Origin of the sequence: Yoonia maritima (genome assembly GCF_002933395.1) — a bacterium.
GTDB classification, from domain to species: Bacteria; Pseudomonadota; Alphaproteobacteria; order Rhodobacterales; family Rhodobacteraceae; genus Yoonia; species Yoonia maritima_A.
The window spans coordinates 746,944-764,659 of record NZ_PKFN01000007.1; the positions used below are offsets into that span (position 1 = coordinate 746,944).

Annotated in this window: 16 protein-coding genes and 3 tRNA genes; 4 read left to right on the forward strand and 15 right to left on the reverse strand. The window is 51.0% G+C overall.

Annotated elements, in window-relative coordinates:
- Positions 1 to 23: 23 nt before the first annotated feature.
- Positions 24 to 650, forward strand: a complete 627-nt coding sequence (locus CYQ09_RS05185; RefSeq protein ID WP_106744324.1) for a TetR/AcrR family transcriptional regulator — start codon at positions 24 to 26, stop codon at positions 648 to 650.
- 492 nt (positions 651 to 1,142) lie between these two features.
- Here the strand turns inward: CYQ09_RS05185 and CYQ09_RS05190 are convergent, their stop codons facing one another.
- From CYQ09_RS05190 to CYQ09_RS05205, 5 genes are all read right to left on the reverse strand, one after another.
- Positions 1,143 to 2,771 carry a BCCT family transporter gene (locus CYQ09_RS05190; protein ID WP_239495852.1) on the reverse strand — a complete coding sequence of 543 codons (1,629 nt, stop codon included), beginning with the start codon at positions 2,769 to 2,771 and terminating at the stop codon, positions 1,143 to 1,145.
- A 183-nt stretch (positions 2,772 to 2,954) separates the two neighbouring features.
- Positions 2,955 to 3,155, reverse strand: coding sequence for a helix-turn-helix domain-containing protein (locus CYQ09_RS05195; RefSeq protein WP_106744326.1), 201 nt, complete (start codon positions 3,153 to 3,155; stop codon positions 2,955 to 2,957).
- A complete protein-coding gene (locus CYQ09_RS18625; protein WP_430383324.1) occupies positions 3,100 to 3,282 on the reverse strand; it encodes a DUF6538 domain-containing protein in 183 nt (60 codons plus the stop codon). The genes CYQ09_RS05195 and CYQ09_RS18625 overlap by 56 nt, the downstream gene beginning before the upstream one ends.
- Positions 3,283 to 3,401: 119 nt before the next feature.
- Positions 3,402 to 3,476: transfer RNA gene (locus tag CYQ09_RS05200), tRNA-Asn, on the reverse strand.
- Positions 3,477 to 3,548: 72 nt separating this feature from the next.
- Positions 3,549 to 4,499 carry an MBL fold metallo-hydrolase gene (locus CYQ09_RS05205; RefSeq protein WP_239495854.1) on the reverse strand — a complete coding sequence of 317 codons (951 nt, stop codon included), beginning with the start codon at positions 4,497 to 4,499 and terminating at the stop codon, positions 3,549 to 3,551.
- Positions 4,500 to 4,519: 20 nt separating this feature from the next.
- Between CYQ09_RS05205 and CYQ09_RS05210 the strand changes: the two genes are divergently transcribed.
- Positions 4,520 to 5,839: an ATP-binding protein gene (locus CYQ09_RS05210; RefSeq protein ID WP_106744327.1), complete on the forward strand. Its 1,320-nt coding sequence runs from the start codon at positions 4,520 to 4,522 to the stop codon at positions 5,837 to 5,839.
- A gap of 336 nt (positions 5,840 to 6,175) precedes the next feature.
- Positions 6,176 to 6,252, forward strand: a tRNA-Arg gene (locus tag CYQ09_RS05215).
- Positions 6,253 to 6,520: 268 nt separating this feature from the next.
- Here CYQ09_RS05215 and CYQ09_RS05220 read toward each other — a convergent pair.
- Positions 6,521 to 6,610, reverse strand: a tRNA-Ser gene (locus CYQ09_RS05220).
- Between the two features lie 128 nt (positions 6,611 to 6,738).
- On the opposite strand from CYQ09_RS05220, the gene CYQ09_RS05225 reads away from it, so the two are divergent.
- Positions 6,739 to 7,878: an AI-2E family transporter gene (locus tag CYQ09_RS05225; protein WP_106744328.1), complete on the forward strand. Its 1,140-nt coding sequence runs from the start codon at positions 6,739 to 6,741 to the stop codon at positions 7,876 to 7,878.
- Positions 7,879 to 7,897: 19 nt separating this feature from the next.
- Here CYQ09_RS05225 and CYQ09_RS05230 read toward each other — a convergent pair whose 3' ends face one another.
- The 9 genes from CYQ09_RS05230 to CYQ09_RS05270 form a co-directional block, all read right to left on the reverse strand.
- Positions 7,898 to 8,527 carry a M35 family metallo-endopeptidase gene (locus CYQ09_RS05230; RefSeq protein ID WP_106744329.1) on the reverse strand — a complete coding sequence of 210 codons (630 nt, stop codon included), beginning with the start codon at positions 8,525 to 8,527 and terminating at the stop codon, positions 7,898 to 7,900.
- 3 nt (positions 8,528 to 8,530) lie between these two features.
- Positions 8,531 to 9,247: an alanyl-tRNA editing protein gene (locus CYQ09_RS05235; RefSeq protein ID WP_106744330.1), complete on the reverse strand. Its 717-nt coding sequence runs from the start codon at positions 9,245 to 9,247 to the stop codon at positions 8,531 to 8,533.
- The gene (locus CYQ09_RS05240; protein WP_106744331.1) at positions 9,244 to 11,535 is read right to left on the reverse strand and encodes a mechanosensitive ion channel family protein; all 2,292 of its coding nucleotides are present in this window, start codon (positions 11,533 to 11,535) and stop codon (positions 9,244 to 9,246) included. The genes CYQ09_RS05235 and CYQ09_RS05240 overlap by 4 nt, the downstream gene beginning before the upstream one ends.
- Positions 11,532 to 12,563, reverse strand: coding sequence for a cysteine synthase A (locus CYQ09_RS05245; RefSeq protein WP_106744600.1), 1,032 nt, complete (start codon positions 12,561 to 12,563; stop codon positions 11,532 to 11,534). The genes CYQ09_RS05240 and CYQ09_RS05245 overlap by 4 nt, the downstream gene beginning before the upstream one ends.
- Before the next feature lie 51 nt (positions 12,564 to 12,614).
- Positions 12,615 to 13,730 (reverse strand): NUDIX domain-containing protein, encoded by a 1,116-nt coding sequence (locus CYQ09_RS05250; RefSeq protein ID WP_106744332.1) that lies wholly within the window; start codon positions 13,728 to 13,730, stop codon positions 12,615 to 12,617.
- 4 nt (positions 13,731 to 13,734) lie between these two features.
- Positions 13,735 to 14,175, reverse strand: a complete 441-nt coding sequence (locus CYQ09_RS05255) for a TrgA family protein (RefSeq protein WP_106744333.1) — start codon at positions 14,173 to 14,175, stop codon at positions 13,735 to 13,737.
- Between the two features lie 267 nt (positions 14,176 to 14,442).
- Positions 14,443 to 15,852 carry a cryptochrome/photolyase family protein gene (locus CYQ09_RS05260; protein ID WP_106744601.1) on the reverse strand — a complete coding sequence of 470 codons (1,410 nt, stop codon included), beginning with the start codon at positions 15,850 to 15,852 and terminating at the stop codon, positions 14,443 to 14,445.
- Positions 15,853 to 16,016: 164 nt separating this feature from the next.
- The gene (acuI, locus tag CYQ09_RS05265; protein ID WP_106744334.1) at positions 16,017 to 17,000 is read right to left on the reverse strand and encodes an acryloyl-CoA reductase; all 984 of its coding nucleotides are present in this window, start codon (positions 16,998 to 17,000) and stop codon (positions 16,017 to 16,019) included.
- Between the two features lie 33 nt (positions 17,001 to 17,033).
- Positions 17,034 to 17,537, reverse strand: a complete 504-nt coding sequence (locus tag CYQ09_RS05270) for a DinB family protein (RefSeq protein ID WP_239495855.1) — start codon at positions 17,535 to 17,537, stop codon at positions 17,034 to 17,036.
- Positions 17,538 to 17,716 lie beyond the last annotated feature (179 nt).

Genomic DNA, 17,716 nt, shown 5'->3' on the forward strand with positions numbered 1-17,716 from the left:
GTCAAGTAATTTAGAACAACACTATGAAAAACGTAAAACGCCCCCGCGGGTCCAAAGATGTATGGCTAAATGCGGCCTATGAACTATTGATTGAAGGTGGCATTGATGCGGTAAAGGTCATGCCGCTTGCCAAACGCCTGAACCTGTCACGCACAGGCTTTTACTGGTATTTCGAAGATTTAGCAGAGCTCCACCGTGCTATGATCGAACGATGGGAAGAAAAGAACACAGGAAACCTAGTCGCGCGTTGTAATCTAGCTGCCGCAAACATTGGCGATGCGCTGTTCAATGTGATGGACTGCTGGCTTGATCCTGCGTTGTTTGATGCGAAGCTTGATCTGGCTATACGTAATTGGGCGCGGATCGATACAGGTCTCAAGCATAGGCTAAGTCAAGCCGATGATCTTCGCATTCAAGCATTGGCGGATATGTTCATCCGCTTTGGCTATTCAAGCGAACAAGCGCAAGTGCGCAGCCTTACCGTAGTTTACACGCAAATCGGCTATATTTCTATGCATGTCGAAGAAGATTGGAATGACCGATTGAAACGGGTCCCCCACTACGTCGAACTCTTTTCCGGATTATCCCCGCTTACCGCAGATGTTGAACAATTCCTAAACCGTCACTGCTTTGTTAACAGTCAAGAATGATGTCTGTGAGCGGCCGACTAGCACAAGGCAATATAAACCCGCGATAAATTTCACGCTGACGAATGCCAGCTTGATGTATCATTGTGACCTCGACGGAGTGCTTGAACGTTTTACAAGTTCCACCATTTCTAGGTTGGTTTTATCAAGTCGGATGGCAAGAAAAATTTGCCCCCAAAAAACTGCATTTTAGCAATTATAGCGGCGCGACTGACGCAGCCATGAATAGCGATTGGCTGGACGCATGTTTTTGAAAGACCGCTCGCTGACGGCAGGTTGGTAAAACTGGATATAGCGCGGCTCACACCGCGAGAGCGTCACTATATACTTACCCCAAAAGCACGGCAGAGCGCCCCTGAAGTCGATGCGTTTTCAAAATGTATCTCAGAAAATACGCAACCTACTGAGTAACCTGCATGACCTTAAACGATTTCATTTTCTGGAGCCTATGCGCATCCGCGTCTGGCCGCCGCAAATAGCGGCCAGACGAATTAATCACCTTAACGCGATAAGATAGCGACGCATTCCGACATAAAGGCTGACGCACATTGCGAGCAGCACAATCGTAAACGGGAAACCCGTTGAAACCGCCATTGCCTGCAACGCTGTGAGCGCGGAGCTCCCCCCAACCAACAAAAGCGTTGCGGCAACCACCCCTTCAAAGATGCACCAAAATACGCGCTGTGGAACTGGCGCATCAACCTTTCCTCCCGCAGTGATCGTATCAATCACCAGCGATCCCGAGTCAGAAGAGGTCACAAAGAATACCAGCACAAGTACGATACCAATAAACGAGGTAATCGCCGCCAGTGGCAATTGCTCAAGCATCACAAAAAGCTTTAACTCTTGTGCGGCGCTAACGACCGGAGCCTCTGCATCGGCCATAACTTGCGACACCGCAGTCCCGCCAAAAGCACCCATCCAGATTACGCTGACCAACATCGGGATCAGAATGACGCAAATCAAAAACTCTCGCACCGTACGCCCGCGGGAAACGCGCACGATAAACATACCAACGAACGGTGACCAGGAAATCCACCACGCCCAATAAAATGCGGTCCATCCTTGTGAAAAATTCGTATCTTCACGGCCAAACGGATTTGAAAGCGGGATAATATCGCGGGCGTATGCGACCCCGCCGGACACCACCGTGTCAAAGATGACACCAGTCGGGCCGACCACGATGATAAAGATCAAAAGCAACACCGCGAGTCCGATATTAATCTCCGATAGAATCTTCACACCACCATCAAGACCGCGAATAACCGAGATCGTCGCGAGCCCAGTGATCACAGAGATAAGCACAACCTTTGCACCATTACCCGTGCCCCAGCCAAACAGAAAGTTAAAACCTGCAAGTGCCTGCTCTGTCCCAAACCCAAGTGACGTAGCAAGCCCGAACAACGTTGAAAACACGGCAAGTATATCTATGACATGCCCAGGCCAGCCCCAAACTTTCTCTCCCAAAAGCGGGTAGAATGCCGAACGTAAGGTCAACGGCAATCCGTTGTTAAAGGTAAAAAAGGCGAGCGACAAAGCGACGACTGCATAGATCGCCCAAGGGTGAAGCCCCCAATGAAAGATCGTCGCAGCCATACCAAGGTCACGCGCAGCGATAGCGTCGCCAGCAGCACCCCCGAGCGGAGCCCAATCTGTCCGGACACCGTCGTCTAATGCCGTACCTCCAATCGACGAGGCGAAATGCGACATCGGCTCGGAAACACCAAAAAACATAAGCCCAATACCCATGCCCGCAGCGAACAACATCGCGAACCAACCTAGGTACCCATAATCGGGTCGTGCTTCCTTGCCGCCAAGGCGGATTTTGCCCATTGGTGACAACACAAGAAAGAGACAAAAGAGCACAAAGACGTTCCCTGCACTGAGGAAAAACCAGTCAAATGTCTTGGTAAGAAACGGACGCAACCAGCCAAAAAATTCAGTTGCTTGAGCTTGGAACATCAACGTTATGATTACAAAAGCGACGATGGCGATGCTCGAAATCGCGAAAACGGGGTTATGAATATCGAGTCCAAAACGTTGTACGTTGTCCTGTCCAATTTCATATTCAGTATCGATGGGATGAGGTACGTCAGAGCTAGGCGCGTTCAAGTTATCGGTCAAAGACTTTCCTTTCACTAGTAGCGCAGTGCGGCGCGTCACATCATACGCTGAAGGGTCAAGGTATGTTGTCATGCGACGTCAGTCAAAGATACATAGCAGATCATGACCACACGGTAAACGATAGCGTATTGATACGATAATGTTGGCACTTTGACCTATACAACCCAAGCACCACGGCAATTTTTACGATCGACGACAGGCTCTTGCATACTGCTTTGGCCCTTGGCCGACATTGCGTGCAAATGCTGTGCTAAAAGCACTTACAGAACCATAGCCAGTACGGGTTGCGACCTCTGCAACACCATAAAGGTCGGAACGCAACATATGCTTAGCAAGCGTCATGCTCCATTTCATGAGATAGCCCATCAGCCTCACGGACCACATGTGTCTGCAAGGAAAAAACGAAAAACGGGTTTGAGGCGTTTTCTGAAAAAAGTTTTGGGATGCGCCTGCGCCAATAGAAAGCCGAAGTGCGGCGCTCTAAGTGCAGATGGCTGGTTGTTCGTCTCAATGCTCCGACTCCCGCATGCGGTTTGTGTCATCGGATGTGTCAGAGAATGTGCCCAGAACGCGAAAAGCGCCCCGAACCGAGGCGCTTTTTCGTATAATACCAATACCTTAGAAGGTAATTGGCTCCGACGGTAGGGATCGAACCTACGACCAATTGATTAACAGTCAACTGCTCTACCGCTGAGCTACGTCGGAACAACTGTGGGCCGTATAGCAACGTGATTCAGTGGCGTCTAGAGGCATTTCGCTAGTTTTTTACATTCATTTTCATTCAACGTCTTGGGCCTTAAAAAGTTGGTACTTTGCGTCGAACCGTAAATCTGGTTTTGGAACAATTTCACCGCGGACCGTCAAATCAATTGCGTGCGCGAACACATTTCTTTGCGCCACCGCACGTAACCCGGGCGACAGATCGCAATAAAGCGAATCTGTGAGCTCCGAAATGGTTGCTGCGCCCTCCTCAAGCCGAGAAAGAATTTGCGATTCTCTCGCGTAGCGATGCGCCAACAACCATTCAAGACGCTCAGCGGGGGTTTCGATCGGCGCGCCATGCGCAGGCAGAAATCCTGCGCATGGTATTACGGCAAGTTTTTTACAAGACAGCATAAATTGGGTTAGGTCGCCATCAGGGGGTGAAATCACCGAACTCGCCCACCCCATAACGTGGTCACCTGTGAAAATTATTTCGTTCCAGTGAAAACACATATGATTGGCCATATGCCCCGGCGTGTGAATCGCGGTCACCCTACCCCAACTGCCATCAATGATTTGACCATCCGCAAGTGTTTGGTCGGGTGTAAACGCATGATCCACACCTTCACCACCAGTCGCTAATCCACGCGCGATTAAGTCAGACATGACTTCGCTCCGGCCGGCCCGGCTATCGCCAAAGGCCGCGATTGGCGCACTGGTCGCGCCGCTAAGGGTAGACGCGAGGCCTGAATGGTCGATATGACTGTGCGTGACAAGAATACGGCTAACATGTCGCCCTTTCAGGGCAGACAAAATTGCAGCAAGATGCGCAGTATCATCGGGGCCGGGATCAATAATGACCACTTCACGATCACCTATTATATACGTGTTCGTCCCCCAGCCGGTCATCGGTGACGCATTTGGCGCAAGAATTCGCTGAAGGTCGGGTGCCAAGTCTATCGCTTTTCCGACCAGCGGGATATCATCTGACGTTGTGGTCACTTTCTTAGCTTTCCGTTTTGCCACGTGAAGGTTAGCCTACGCCCATGTTCTTTCGCTGGCTTAAAAACTATATGCCGCGCGGCATCTACGCGCGCGCCGCCTTGATCCTGATATTGCCGGTGTTGCTGCTGCAATTGTTGATCTCTGTCGTATTCATTCAACGCCATTTTGACGGTGTGACACGCATGATGACAAGCGCTGAAAACATTGATTTACGTTATCTCATTGAGAATACAAACCGAGCAATCGACACTATAGATGCCCAAGATGCCCTGTCGGACATTGGTATCCCGCTTCAGATCAGGACAGCGCTGCCAGCAACTGATGTGCCGACAAACGATACCAAGCCGTTGCTCGACTTCACCGGGAGCACGGTGATCGAGACAATTCGCAAAGGTATTCCAGACATTTTGTCTATTTCGCTCGCGGACCGCCGGTTGGTCGTTGTTTGGGTTGAAACCCATCACGGCCCATTGCGGATGGAATTTAGCCGCCGTCGCGTATCTGCTTCGAACCCGCATCAGCTCCTTGTGATTATGGCTGTGACAGGTGCATTGATGACAGCTGTTGCCTTTATTTTTCTGCGCAATCAACTGCGCCCCATCAAAAGAATGGCAGTAGCCGCAACAGATTATGGACGCGGGCGCATCACACCTTTCACCCCGACAGGTGCCGTCGAAGTACGCGCCGCAGGCATGGCTTTCCTAGACATGCGCAACCGGCTAGAGCGCCAGATCCAGAGCCGCACCCTTATGTTATCAGGTGTCAGCCATGATTTACGTACTCCACTGACTCGTATGCGCCTTGGATTGTCATTTATCGATGAGGAAGACGCGGCACCCTTGATCAGTGACGTTGACGAGATGCAAAGGCTTGTTGATGCCTTTCTAGATTTCGCCCGGAGTGACGCTGGTGACAAAATAGAAACGCTTGCCCCAGGCGACATCATCAATGCGGTGATTGAAGACAACAAACGGATGAACCGTGATTTAGGCTTGTCTGGTGTCGAAGGTGAACATGAATTGGTGCCGCTACGCCCCACTGCAATCCGGCGCGCGCTTGATAATCTTGTGAGCAATGCATTGCGCTATGGTAATCACGCGGAAATCGGAGTGAGTGTGACCGACCGTGCCGTGCGATTTTGGGTCGAAGATGATGGGCCCGGTATCCCCCCGGAACAATATGATGATGCCATCAGCCCTTTTGTCCGACTAGACCCCGCGCGCAACCAAGACAAAGGCAGTGGCGTTGGCCTTGGATTGTCCATCGTTGCCGACATCGCCCGCACACATGGCGGCATTCTACGTCTTGGAAAAAGCACGAAACTAGGCGGCCTAAAGGCCGAACTCGTTATCGCGCGATAGGATTGGCCGATGACCACATGTGATGTTGGCCAACTACGCTTAGGATTTTCCCTATTAAATCCGTGTATACCCTGTTTCCTCTGCCTAGCTGGGTATTACATATTGTGATGTTTATCGAACTGACGCGCTCGCCAAGTTTACAATGCACCAATTTCTCCATTGCAGGACAGAAAGCAGAATGTTAACCCGACCCCAATCATCGGTCGTTCAGCTAAATAAAACGTCAATGTCGAAAGCCGAACGACCCTGGTTGCAACGTATTGAAAGGTAAAGTACAAATCGGATCGTATAAGTCGGAACCTCGCGAAAACCGAACAGATACGAACCAACTTAGATGGTCCCATAGCTCAGCTGGATAGAGTGCTCGCCTCCGAAGCGAGAGGTCGCTGGTTCGAATCCAGCTGGGACCACCATAACCTTACCAAAATCACCATAAAAACAGAATGCGCGTGCCCCACACGATATATGCGCACGTAAACCTGTACTTTGCGATCCCGATTTATTTTGCTCAATCCTTAGCAAGAACACCAGAAAATAGCCGCCAGATATCTAAGATCTAAGCCCTATAGAAATGGAAAGCGTTACCAGTCTGCTGATCCATGAAACCCAGCTAAGACCGTGCCAAACATCAAGATAAAAAGCAGCCTAAGGCAACAAGAATTTATCTGATCTAGATGGTAATGGCGGACAGACAGGGATTCGAACCCTGGAGACGGTCTCCCGCCTACACACTTTCCAGGCGTGCGCCTTCGACCACTCGGCCACCTGTCCGTGAGGCGCGGTTTAGCCTTATCTGCCCTCCCTTTGCAAGACCAAATAGATATGTTTTTGCAGGTGTTTACCCTGCCATCATCTGAACCATATACTTAGGTAACTTAAATGACCAATGGCATGCTCATATGCACAATGACCCTCAGGTAACAGGCGCTGGTGAAAAGCGTGATTCAAACCGGTTGCAGACGGGTGCTGTTGTAATCATTGCCTTTGCTGTGGTCCTGTTTTTGCTTGTGCAAGCGCGTTTCATGCTTATCACCCTTGCTACGGCGATCATTCTTTTCAGTCTAACAAGCGACGTCATTACTTTCATCGCACGCCAGCGTATCGGGCCATTTCGCATTCCCAATGCATTGGCGAGCCTTGTCGCAATGGTTCTGATTGCCACCGCATTGTTGATGCTTGCATCGGTTCTATTGGCACAGGTGAACACCGTCCTTGTGACAACCCTATCGTATACAGAACGTGCGCCATCGGCGATCGCGTCTTTATTTGCTTGGATGGGCGAGGATAGTGAGCTCGCGGTCCTAAATGCGCTCCGATCCATCGACGTACAAAGCTATGCGCGCACCGCCGCGAGCCAAGCCAGTGGCATCATGCAAGCAACCGTGCTTGTTATTTTGTTTGTCGGGTTCCTATTCGCGGAACGCATCTGGTTTCAAACCAAACTGAACAATTTCGTCGGCAACGAAGCCCAAGCGGTAAGGATTGGCAAAATCATCCAATCTATCATTCACCGCGTGAACTACTATTTACTTGTCAAAACGCTGATTAGCGCCATCACGGGTGGGATGGTGTATTTGCTGGCAAAGGCGTTTGGACTTGAGCTTGCCTCATCAATCGGGATCATCACATTCGTCTTGAACTTTATCCCAAACATCGGGTCCATCATCGCAACGTTCCTAATTGCACTTATCACGCATGTACAAATTGGGGATTCAGCCGTTACGCTGGCTATTTTTTCGGTCTCTGCGGTTATTCAATTTGTAAATGGCAGCATTATTGATCCGATGCTTATGGGGCGTGCGCTGCGACTTTCATCATTCGGGATTATTTTGTCGCTGGCGTTCTGGGGCGCTGTTTGGGGCGTGCCTGGGATGTTTTTGTCTGTCCCCATCATGGTTATGATGCTGGTCGTTTGCAGCTATGTACCTGGCTTGCGCCCCCTTGCGATTTTATTGTCACGTGAAGGGTTGGCCGAAACAGAACAGATGCTTGATCAACCGCTCGAGCATGATTTATTCGGCCACGAACGCCGACGATGAAACCGCAGTAACCAGAGCCTTACCGCGAAGGTTTTCCAGAAATGGGTTGACGCGCGTAGTATGTCACATCTTCTGTGAAATACTGATAGCTATCGGCGTTATCTATCGCCCTTTGTGTGTCGATTTCCGCCATATCCGCGCAAGCGCTACGCGAATAACAATGGTCATCCGTTCCCGCAACGCGCAGGAAATGAGACAATTCATGAACGATTGTTCCCTCTTGCGTCCCGCTATTGCTTTCATGTGCACCGGGTTCTAACGCCGTCAACTGCGGGAGCGTAAAGAAGGGCGGACATAGGTGCATTAAATAAGCCTCGTTCGGGTAGACCCAAGCATATTCACCTGCATCACAACCATCCTCTGCACGCTGGTTACACTGCGCGGTGACACTACCGGAACGGATCGCGCCCACTACGGCCTTAAGGTTTGAACGTACATTTTCTGCATTCACTGCCGAATATTCGCCGAACCACCGCGCATATTCGGGCGTGTCACCAACCGTTGTTGCGGCCTTTAAGGTCAACGCCTTCGCGTTGCGAAATGCCGCATCAACGAAGAGCGCTTCTTCTTTGCTACAGCCAACAAAATCATCAGCGAAAGCCGGAAATGAACAAAACGTCGCTATGACAGCAATACCAAAGGGTTTCATCGTTTACTCCAGATGTAGATAGACGCGCCGGTTCTGGCGACCCTTCTTTTCAATCTTCCCCAGCCGAATACGCCCGATTTCCTGCGTGTTGGCGACATGAGTACCACCACAAGGCTGCAGATCTGCGGTTTCAGTCCCAACCCCGATCCGGATTAAGCGGATTTTACCGCTTCCACGCGGGGGCTGGACCGACATGGTCTTTACCAAATCAGGCTGCGCATCAAGTTCATCATCTGTGATCCACTCAGCGCTCACATCCATGTCACACGCAATAAGACGGTTTAAATCATCCTCAAGCGCCGCCTTATCTTCGGGCGATTCTGGCATATCAAAGTCAAGACGCCCCTTATCGGATGCAATCGCCCCACCAGACACCGGCAACGGAATAACAACCGACAAGAGATGCAATGCCGTATGAACACGCATCAAACGATGACGCCGATCCCAATTGATGCTTTGAGTTACAACGATCCCTTCTGATGGCAATGCAGCGGGTTCAGCAGGGAGCAGAACGACACTGTCGGCTTCCCCCTTCACAGCGGTCGCAATATCAATGGCACCGCCATCCCAAATCAACGCGCCGCTATCGCCCGGCTGCCCACCCGAGGTTGGATAAAAGACGGTTTGATCCAGCACGATGCCCCCTTCAGAGGTTATGGCGACCACCCTGCCCTTTGCTTCACGCAAATACGCATCTTCGCGAAATAGCAGGTCGGTCATTCTTTTCCTCCGTTTAGGACTTCAGGGTTTCGCAACCAAATATCGCGCTGTGCAAATGGGATTTCGATACCCTCTTGGGCGAACCGTTTCGCAATTGCGTGGTTAATCTCAGACTTTGTGGACAGCACAAAGTTCACATCGCGTAAAATTGCACGAATTTCAAAGTCGAGCGAATCCGCACCAAAACCAGTGAACAATACATTTGGCGGCGGCGTCATGATTACCAATGGATGCGCCTCTGCGATTTCACGCAAGATCGTCGCGACCTTTTCAACGTCAGTTCCGTAGGCTACGCCGACTGGAACGATGACACGACCAACCAAATTACCATGTGTCCAGTTTGTCACCTGACCGCTAACCAAATCAGCATTCGGAACGATCACATCTGTTCGGTCAAAAGTTTCGATCCGTGTCGATCTGACAGAGATAGAACGGACGTAGCCCATCTGCCCACCGACTTCGATCCAATCACCTTCGCTGACGGGTCGTTCGATCAGCAAAATAATCCCAGACACAAAATTTGAAACGATGTTCTGAAGGCCAAAACCAATACCGACAGATAGCGCACCAGCAACAATCGCAAGATTTGACAGGTCAATCCCAGCACTCGTGATCGCGACAATCGCGGCCAGAATAATACCGACATAACCAAACCCAGCGACGACAGCATTTTGTCCACCAAGATCAAGCCTGGTGCGCGGCAGAACCGTCTTGCGTAACGTGCCTTGTATCGTGCGGGTCAGCAGATACCCCAGTCCAAAAACCAGCGCAAAGGTTACAAAATCCATCGGGGAAATGCGGCTATCACCAAGAGCAAACCCCTCGCGAAAGCGCGCCCAAACTTCGACCAGATCATCGACACGCGCGCCCCATACCAGCGCAATAACAGGAAGGCTTGCAAGATATAGTGCCAAGTTTATCAACACTGGCACCAATGCAAGAACCCCGGTGTCTTGTTCTTCTGACGCGTCATCTGGCGTGCTGAGATCGTGCACCAATCGCTGTAGAATATGAACAACACCGATAACGCCCAGCGTAAGAAGCCAAGAGAAAATTAAGTTGCGACCAGCACCGTATCCAATGGCCACCATTATCGGTGTCACAACAGCAAAGACGATGCACACCTTGCCAACGACACCTCGGACCCGTCCCTGAGATAAAGTTTGTCCATCGACTGCGACTGGCTTGGCCTTAACGGCGACACCCAGCCGCGATAGTAACAATGAAACGATAATCATCGCCGGAAGTTCGATCGCGCCAACAACACCGCTGGTCACATCTATCGTATTGATGCCAGCATCAAACAACGAGGTGATTGCAACGACCCATGCGATAGTCAGGCCACAACGTCGCCCTGCCGCACGGGTGTCCGCGTCATACCCCAAATAGCCGCACCGCTGGCCGGTGGGGAAAATTTGACGGCTAAGCCACCATGCGAACACAACCACAGACCCGGCCCAAGGCATCCGCGCGACAATGGCGCTGCTGGTGACACCAAACACATCCAGTGTTTCTAGCCCTGCGGTCAGTGCCGCAAGACCTAATACCGGAACCAATATCTGCAAAAGAGAGAGACCAAACAACCACAGCGGCATCAGCCGCCCGTCAATTCCAGTCAATGCAGCACGCCATGCTGTTACGCGACGACGCCCTGCCCCGATTAACGTAATTGCAATGAGCAGAAAAAAACCAGCCTTTGAAAGTTTTGGAAACAACATACCCTGTTCAATCTGGACAGAAAAACCTGCACGCGTTTCAACGACCAAGTTTTCAAACATCGTCCAAACCGCAGTGATTGCAGGCGCCAGATAAACGGGGTTCAGCGGAACATCCCCCCTTTGCGTCAAAACATCAGTTTGCTGCTGTAAAACATAAGCATCAAATTCACCAATTAACCCGTTCGCCCGCGCATAGGATTCCTCAGCAAGAATTCGAGGCGCAACCAGAGCCTGCCTTTGTTCCGCGAGTGCCGCACGCCGGTCACTGATTGAAGCCGCTTCTTCGCCATCTTCGGGTACCGGCCCCAGCGCCGCGATCTGCGCATCAACAGTGGCCACCCGGCCCGCATTAAGCGTTGTCCGTTCAAGAAACCGGTCACGCCAGACGACCAGCTCTGCACGTAAGCGTTTCATAGCGAATTGCGACACGTCATCGCGTAGCGCAACACTTTCGGCACGTGTCGCAACTTGTTCCCATGTCTGAGCTGCCTCTTCGGGCAAATCTTGCGTGAACCCGGCCAAAGGCCAAATCACAGCAAGGCAAAAGACGATAAAGAAGTTGCGGATCATGTGGTCTCAAAAACAGAGGGAAGGTTCACTTCGGCCTCAAGCCATTCAGGAACCGGAAGACCCTTTTCCCGCAGGAAATCTGGGTTATACAACTTTGATTGATAGCGTGTACCATAGTCACACAATACGGTCACAATAGTGTGGCCCGGCCCCATATCGCGTGCCATACGGATCGCGCCCGCGATGTTCACACCCGTTGACCCGCCCATACACAGGCCTTCCTCTTGCAGTAGGTCAAAAACAATAGGAACGGCCTCTTGATCACTGATATTGTAGCAAAAATCAGGCTTTAGACCCTCAAGGTTTTTGGTGATGCGCCCTTGGCCAATCCCTTCCGAGATTGAACCGCCTTCCATCTTCAGCTCGCCTGTTGTGTAAAAGGAATACAGCGCCGCGCCATCAGGATCAGCCAATCCAATTTTCACACCCTTCGGCTGCAACGCCATAGCAACACCTGTCAGCGTGCCACCAGATCCGCAAGCGCAGATGAACCCATCCACTTTACCATCGGTTTGCTCCCAAATCTCTGGCCCAGTGGTTTCGATGTGTGATTGGCGGTTTGCGACATTATCAAATTGGTTCGCCCAAACGGCCCCGTTCGGTAAAACCTTATTAAGTTCAATCGCCAAGCGTTCGGAATAACGAACAAAATTGTTCGGATTACGATACGGTGCGGCTGGTACTTCGACCAATTGCGCGCCTGCAAGGCGCAGCATATCTTTCTTTTCCTGACTTTGCGTTTCAGGAATCACGATTACAGTTTTGAACCCCATGGATGCACCAACAAGCGCAAGCCCAATACCAGTATTCCCGGCAGTGCCTTCAACGATTGTACCACCCGGCTTTAGGTCACCACGCGCGATTGCATCTTTGATCATATAAAGCGCCGCGCGGTCCTTAACGGATTGACCGGGGTTCAAAAATTCAGCCTTGCCTAAAATCGTGCACCCTGTCGCCTCGGATGCAGCACGAAGTTTAATAAGTGGCGTGTTGCCAACTGCATCGGCAAGGTCATTTCGGATGGTCATAGCGGCGCCTTTCATTACGTTCTACCTGTGTAGAACCGCGCTCGCGTGAACTCAAGCCATGCTGCGAAGTCGGTCACGATGGCGTGCAAGCCAATTCAGCATTAGCAAAAGTGGCCCAACTTGAATTTCGCCACTATCCGCAAGCGCCATAGCGTCGTCAAAAAGCATAGGATGCAGACGAATGTCTTCTCCTTCGTCCGCTAAACCGCCAAAATATGGCGCGTCGACCAATAGTTCACACAAGCCAACATAGGTATAAAAATAATCGGTGTTCGCACCGGGAGAGGCGTAAAACTCTCCGATGGGTTCAAGACGATCGATCTTAAGCCCAGCTTCCTCTTGGGCTTCGCGGTGCGCCGCCTGCTCTGGCGTTTCACGCGCATCAATGATTCCCGCAATCGGCTCTAGCATCCATGGATTAGGATCATGGCGCATCGCGGGACCAACCCGAAACTGTTCAATCAACAGCACCTTATCACGCTTGGCATCGTAAGGCAGAACCATAGCGGCATCGACAACGAGGAACGTTTCCCTGTTCAAAGTATCTGACCGCCCGCCATCAAAGGTCCGGTGATGCACATCGATATTCTGCAACCGAAAAAACTCGCCCATAGGAGGACGTTTTGACACCAGCGCAACATCATTTGGCTTTGCGTCATACCGTACAGTTGCGGGCGCGACCTGCACACGATGTTTGGCCCATGCACGCGTTTCAATCATCGGCCACATCCGGCGTAACGTGTCAGGTCTAGGCAAAGGAACATGCGAGTAAAGCTCTTCCGCAGCCAATAACGCAGGCACAAGATGGGTTTTTTCCCATTCGTCAAGCGACCAAGGTATTTGAGAAGCAGCGATCCCCGCAGGTGGCATATAGCACATTACCTCAAGTACGCCGTCGGGCCCGATCACGGACATAGGATGCAATTCATATCCAAAGGCCCCCTCATACAGGCTAAGGCGGGCCAGCTGTGCCTCTGTCACGTCAAGCCAGACAAGCCCTGTAACTTGCCCAGTTTTCTCAGGCGCAACAAATGGCACAACATCACCATCGACCATAAGACGGGTGTAACCATCCAACCGTGCCGACAAATTTGATGGATCTGACGCACCAGATACGGCACAAAACAAATCAGGGGACATCAATGTCCCGTACACGAAAATATGCATGAGTTTACGGGTACCGTTTCGCGAAATACTCTGTGCCCCAAGCACATAGAACGCCGCCAATCAAAATAGATGCAATCATATTGATATTCACAAAATATAGCGCGATCTCACCTGCCTCATTAAAAGACCCAAGTAATGCTTCCATTGGCCCATCATAGTGATTCCGCATCGCCTTATTTATCATTTGGAGAAAGCCGAGAACGAACAAAACGCTAAAACCGAAAACTAGCGCTACCGTTAAGCCCTGTCCTATCGCAGCCTGATACCCAAGCCCCGCATGACGCCCCAACATGCGCCACCCAAAAAACACCCCTAAAGCAGCACATAAAGGTATTAGATATCCCGGTGCGTTTTCTTCTGGAAAATATGGAATTGCGATACCCGCGATATACCAACCGTACAAAGCAAGAAACACGGCACCGGCAAGCCGTCCAGCAGTAGGCATAAATCTTTGTCCTTATCGTTCCGGCCCAAAGACCAAGGGCTCGGGCAAAATTTTTCATCCCTATTTTCAGCGATGATCTTAATCCATGCAAGAGGCACACATGAACAATCGGATCGTTCATGCAGAAAAGCGCCTAGATGCGAAATAACGGCCTCGAATCTGACTTCAATTTGAAAAATAAACAAACATTATCAGATAATTAAATGACACATATGATGTGATATCCCAACATCAAATGTGTTGCGTGTTTGCCGTTATCGATCCCAATTAACGTGCTTTATACGTGTCCAGCGCACGCTCACGCCCTGCCTTTACATCGACAACCGGTGAGGGATACCGATCTTGTTGTGATATCCCCCAAGACTTTGGCACCATATCGAAATAAGATTGTGCCGTAGCACTGGGGGTGGTTTTTCCCTCGGCGATCCACCGATCCGCATATGCGCGTTGCGGATCAAATTTATCGAGCTGTGTCACAGGGTTAAAAACCCTAAAATAAGGCGCGGCATCGGGACCAGACCCCGCCGCCCATTGCCATCCCATTGCGTTGCTACACGGGTCCCAGTCGATCAGGCAATCAGCAAACCAGTTCAGACCTATTTTCCAATGACTTAACAGATGCTTTGTTAGATATGATGCAACAATCATACGACCACGGTTATGCATAACGCCAGTTACGTACATTTCACGCATTGCAGCGTCCACGAACGGGACACCTGTCCGACCTTGCTTCCACGCCATAACCTGTTCTGTTTCATCGGTATTCCAAGGAAACGCATCCCACTCGGGCTTCCAATTCCCGGTCAATAACTGCGGAGTATGGTGAGCCAAATGATATGCGAACTCCCTCCAGACTAGCTCGCGCAAAAACGTTTCCGCCCCCGCATGTCCATCATGCAGCGCCTTCCAACCTGCGTGCCAACATTGGCGCGGGCTGATCTCTCCATAGGTTAGGTTTTCCGACAGCCCAGATGTTCCAGCCACGCCCGGTATGTTTCTGTTTTCCACATAACGGTCAATTTTTTCGCTTAAAAACTGGCGTAAGCGATCTATTGCAGCGCTCTCTCCGACAACACAGTAGGTTGCCAAAACATCCGCACCGCGCTTCATCTCAGCACTCATGTGCCAATCTTCAAGCTTTTCCGATCGTGGCCACTGCTCCGGAGATGCAATCCCATCAGGTGCAGGCAATGAAATCGCTAAGCTACGATCACGCACAGACTTCCACATCGGCGTAAATACCTTGTAGAAACCGCCGGTTTTCGTTTCAACTGTCCACGGCTCAAACAACAGATGCCCGGTGAAACTGTGGACATCTACTCCGTCTTGCTTAAGCGCGGACTTAACAACGGTATCACGCGATTTATGCTGCGGGTCATATAGGCGTGACCAATACACAGCCCCTGCCCCGGTCTCGGCGATGAGCTCTCTTAAGACGGTTAAGGCATCACCTTTTCGCAATACCAGATTGCTTGAGTGCGATTTCAGCAGCTGTGCAAAATGATCCACAGCAAGACCCAGCCGCATTTTCGGCGCAGCACCTAAACTTTCGACCAACTCATCAAAGATAAAGACAGGGATCACCGGCCGCCCAGTTGCACAGGCCGCCGCCAATGCTTCGTGATCGCGCAGGCGTAAATCACGCCGAAACCAAACTATAATGGGTGAGTTATTCATATCAGCGCTGCGTCCTGAATCTGTTTTCATCTGATTTAGCGTCGATTGCCGCAGGTCAAGCCCGTGTCATAAAAAGGGCCCTGACGCAAATACATCAAAACCCTATATTCAAACAGTTTTGGGGCTATTTCCGCGCAGTCAACGTTTCTGACGTGCGCCGCGGCCTACCCGTTTACATCCACAACGATGCGTCCCTTGACTTTACCTTGCAAAATATCGCGTCCCAAATCCGGTAGGTCTGACAGGATCGCAGGCTGGATCATGGCATCAAGTTTCGCCATCGGAAGGTCTTTTGCGATCCTTTCCCAAGCGCGTAAACGGTTTTCATAAGGTTGCATGACACTATCGATCCCCAGCAGATTCACCCCGCGCAGCAAAAATGGAATCACAGTCGCAGGTAAATCAGCCCCACCCGCAAGACCCACAGCCGCGACAGACGCACCATATTTCATCTGGCCTAGCACGCGCGCGAGCATGGCGCTCCCGACTGCGTCGATACAGCCACCCCATGCTTCCGCCTCAAGCGGGCGTTTGGTCGTTTCGTTAATGTCTTCACGTGCGACGATCTGCGTGGCACCCAACGATGTTAGATAATCTGCAGTTTCAGGACGCCCCGTCACTGCTGCAACATCATAGCCAAGGTTTGCCAAAATTGCGGTTGCAACTGACCCTACCCCTCCAGCTGCCCCAGTAACAAGCACCGGACCATCTTTGATCCCATGATCTTCGAGCGCCATAACCGCGAGCATCGCCGTAAAACCTGCTGTCCCTACGGCCATCGCATGACGCGTATCGATCCCATTGGGGAGTGGCACCAACCAATCGGCATTCACACGGGCCTTTTGGGCATAGCCGCCCCAATGCACCTCTCCGACACGCCATCCGGTCAAAACAACCTTATCACCCGGTGCATAGCGCGGGTCATCAGATGCCTCGACTGTGCCAGAAAAATCAATGCCGGGCACATGCGGGTAATTCCGAACAAGCCCACCACCGGGACCAATACAAAGCCCATCTTTGTAATTCACAGTTGAATATTCAACTGCAACGGTCACATCGCCAGCAGGCAATTGATCAATCTCAATTCTCTGCACGCCCGCTGCAGTTTTCCCATCCTCGTCCTTTTCAACGATCAAAGCATTGAACATATGCACCTCCCTCATTGCGATACAGTCAGAGGATCAGTTTTCTGGCATAAAGGGAAGATCAGTATCATTAGGTTTTTCGCCAGCAGCCGTTAACATTGCATGTACCTGTCCGCGATGATGTGTCTGATGGTTAAACAATTGCGTCACACATAAGCTCACCGGTTTTTCAAAATCCCGTTGCAAAGATCCAGAATACCAACGCAAGGTGCCAGTGAGATCAACGGCATGCAAATGTTCTGCCCAATGTGTAATCCGTCCATCCATACGAAACCGCTCCGCCGCCCAAGTCGCCCCCGTCGGCATAAATCGGGTGCTATCTCGAATGGTTTGATCTGGCGCCGGACCACCGTCAAATCGGCTCATCCAAAGCGTATCACCCCAAAGCAAATGGTTCAGTGTCGCAAAGATTGACCCAAAAAACGCGCCCCGATCTTGCTCAAGCGCCTGTGGGGCCATGTTCTTAACAATTTCACGTAACCCATCGTTTTGCCATTTGTTATAAGCTGCCATCGTGCGGCAGTACTCAGGAGTAATCACCTTGAAAATTCCTTTTGCTAAAATCAATCACAGGTCAGGGGGACAAAGCTAGAAAAAGCAAGTTTCGCAATTATGTCAAGAAATCTCAGCCGTGCATTTCAAGGCGCAATATCACTTAAATCGCTCAAATGCTGTGCCTTTCGAATATGGCATCAGCTGACAATCAAATCCCTCTTGCC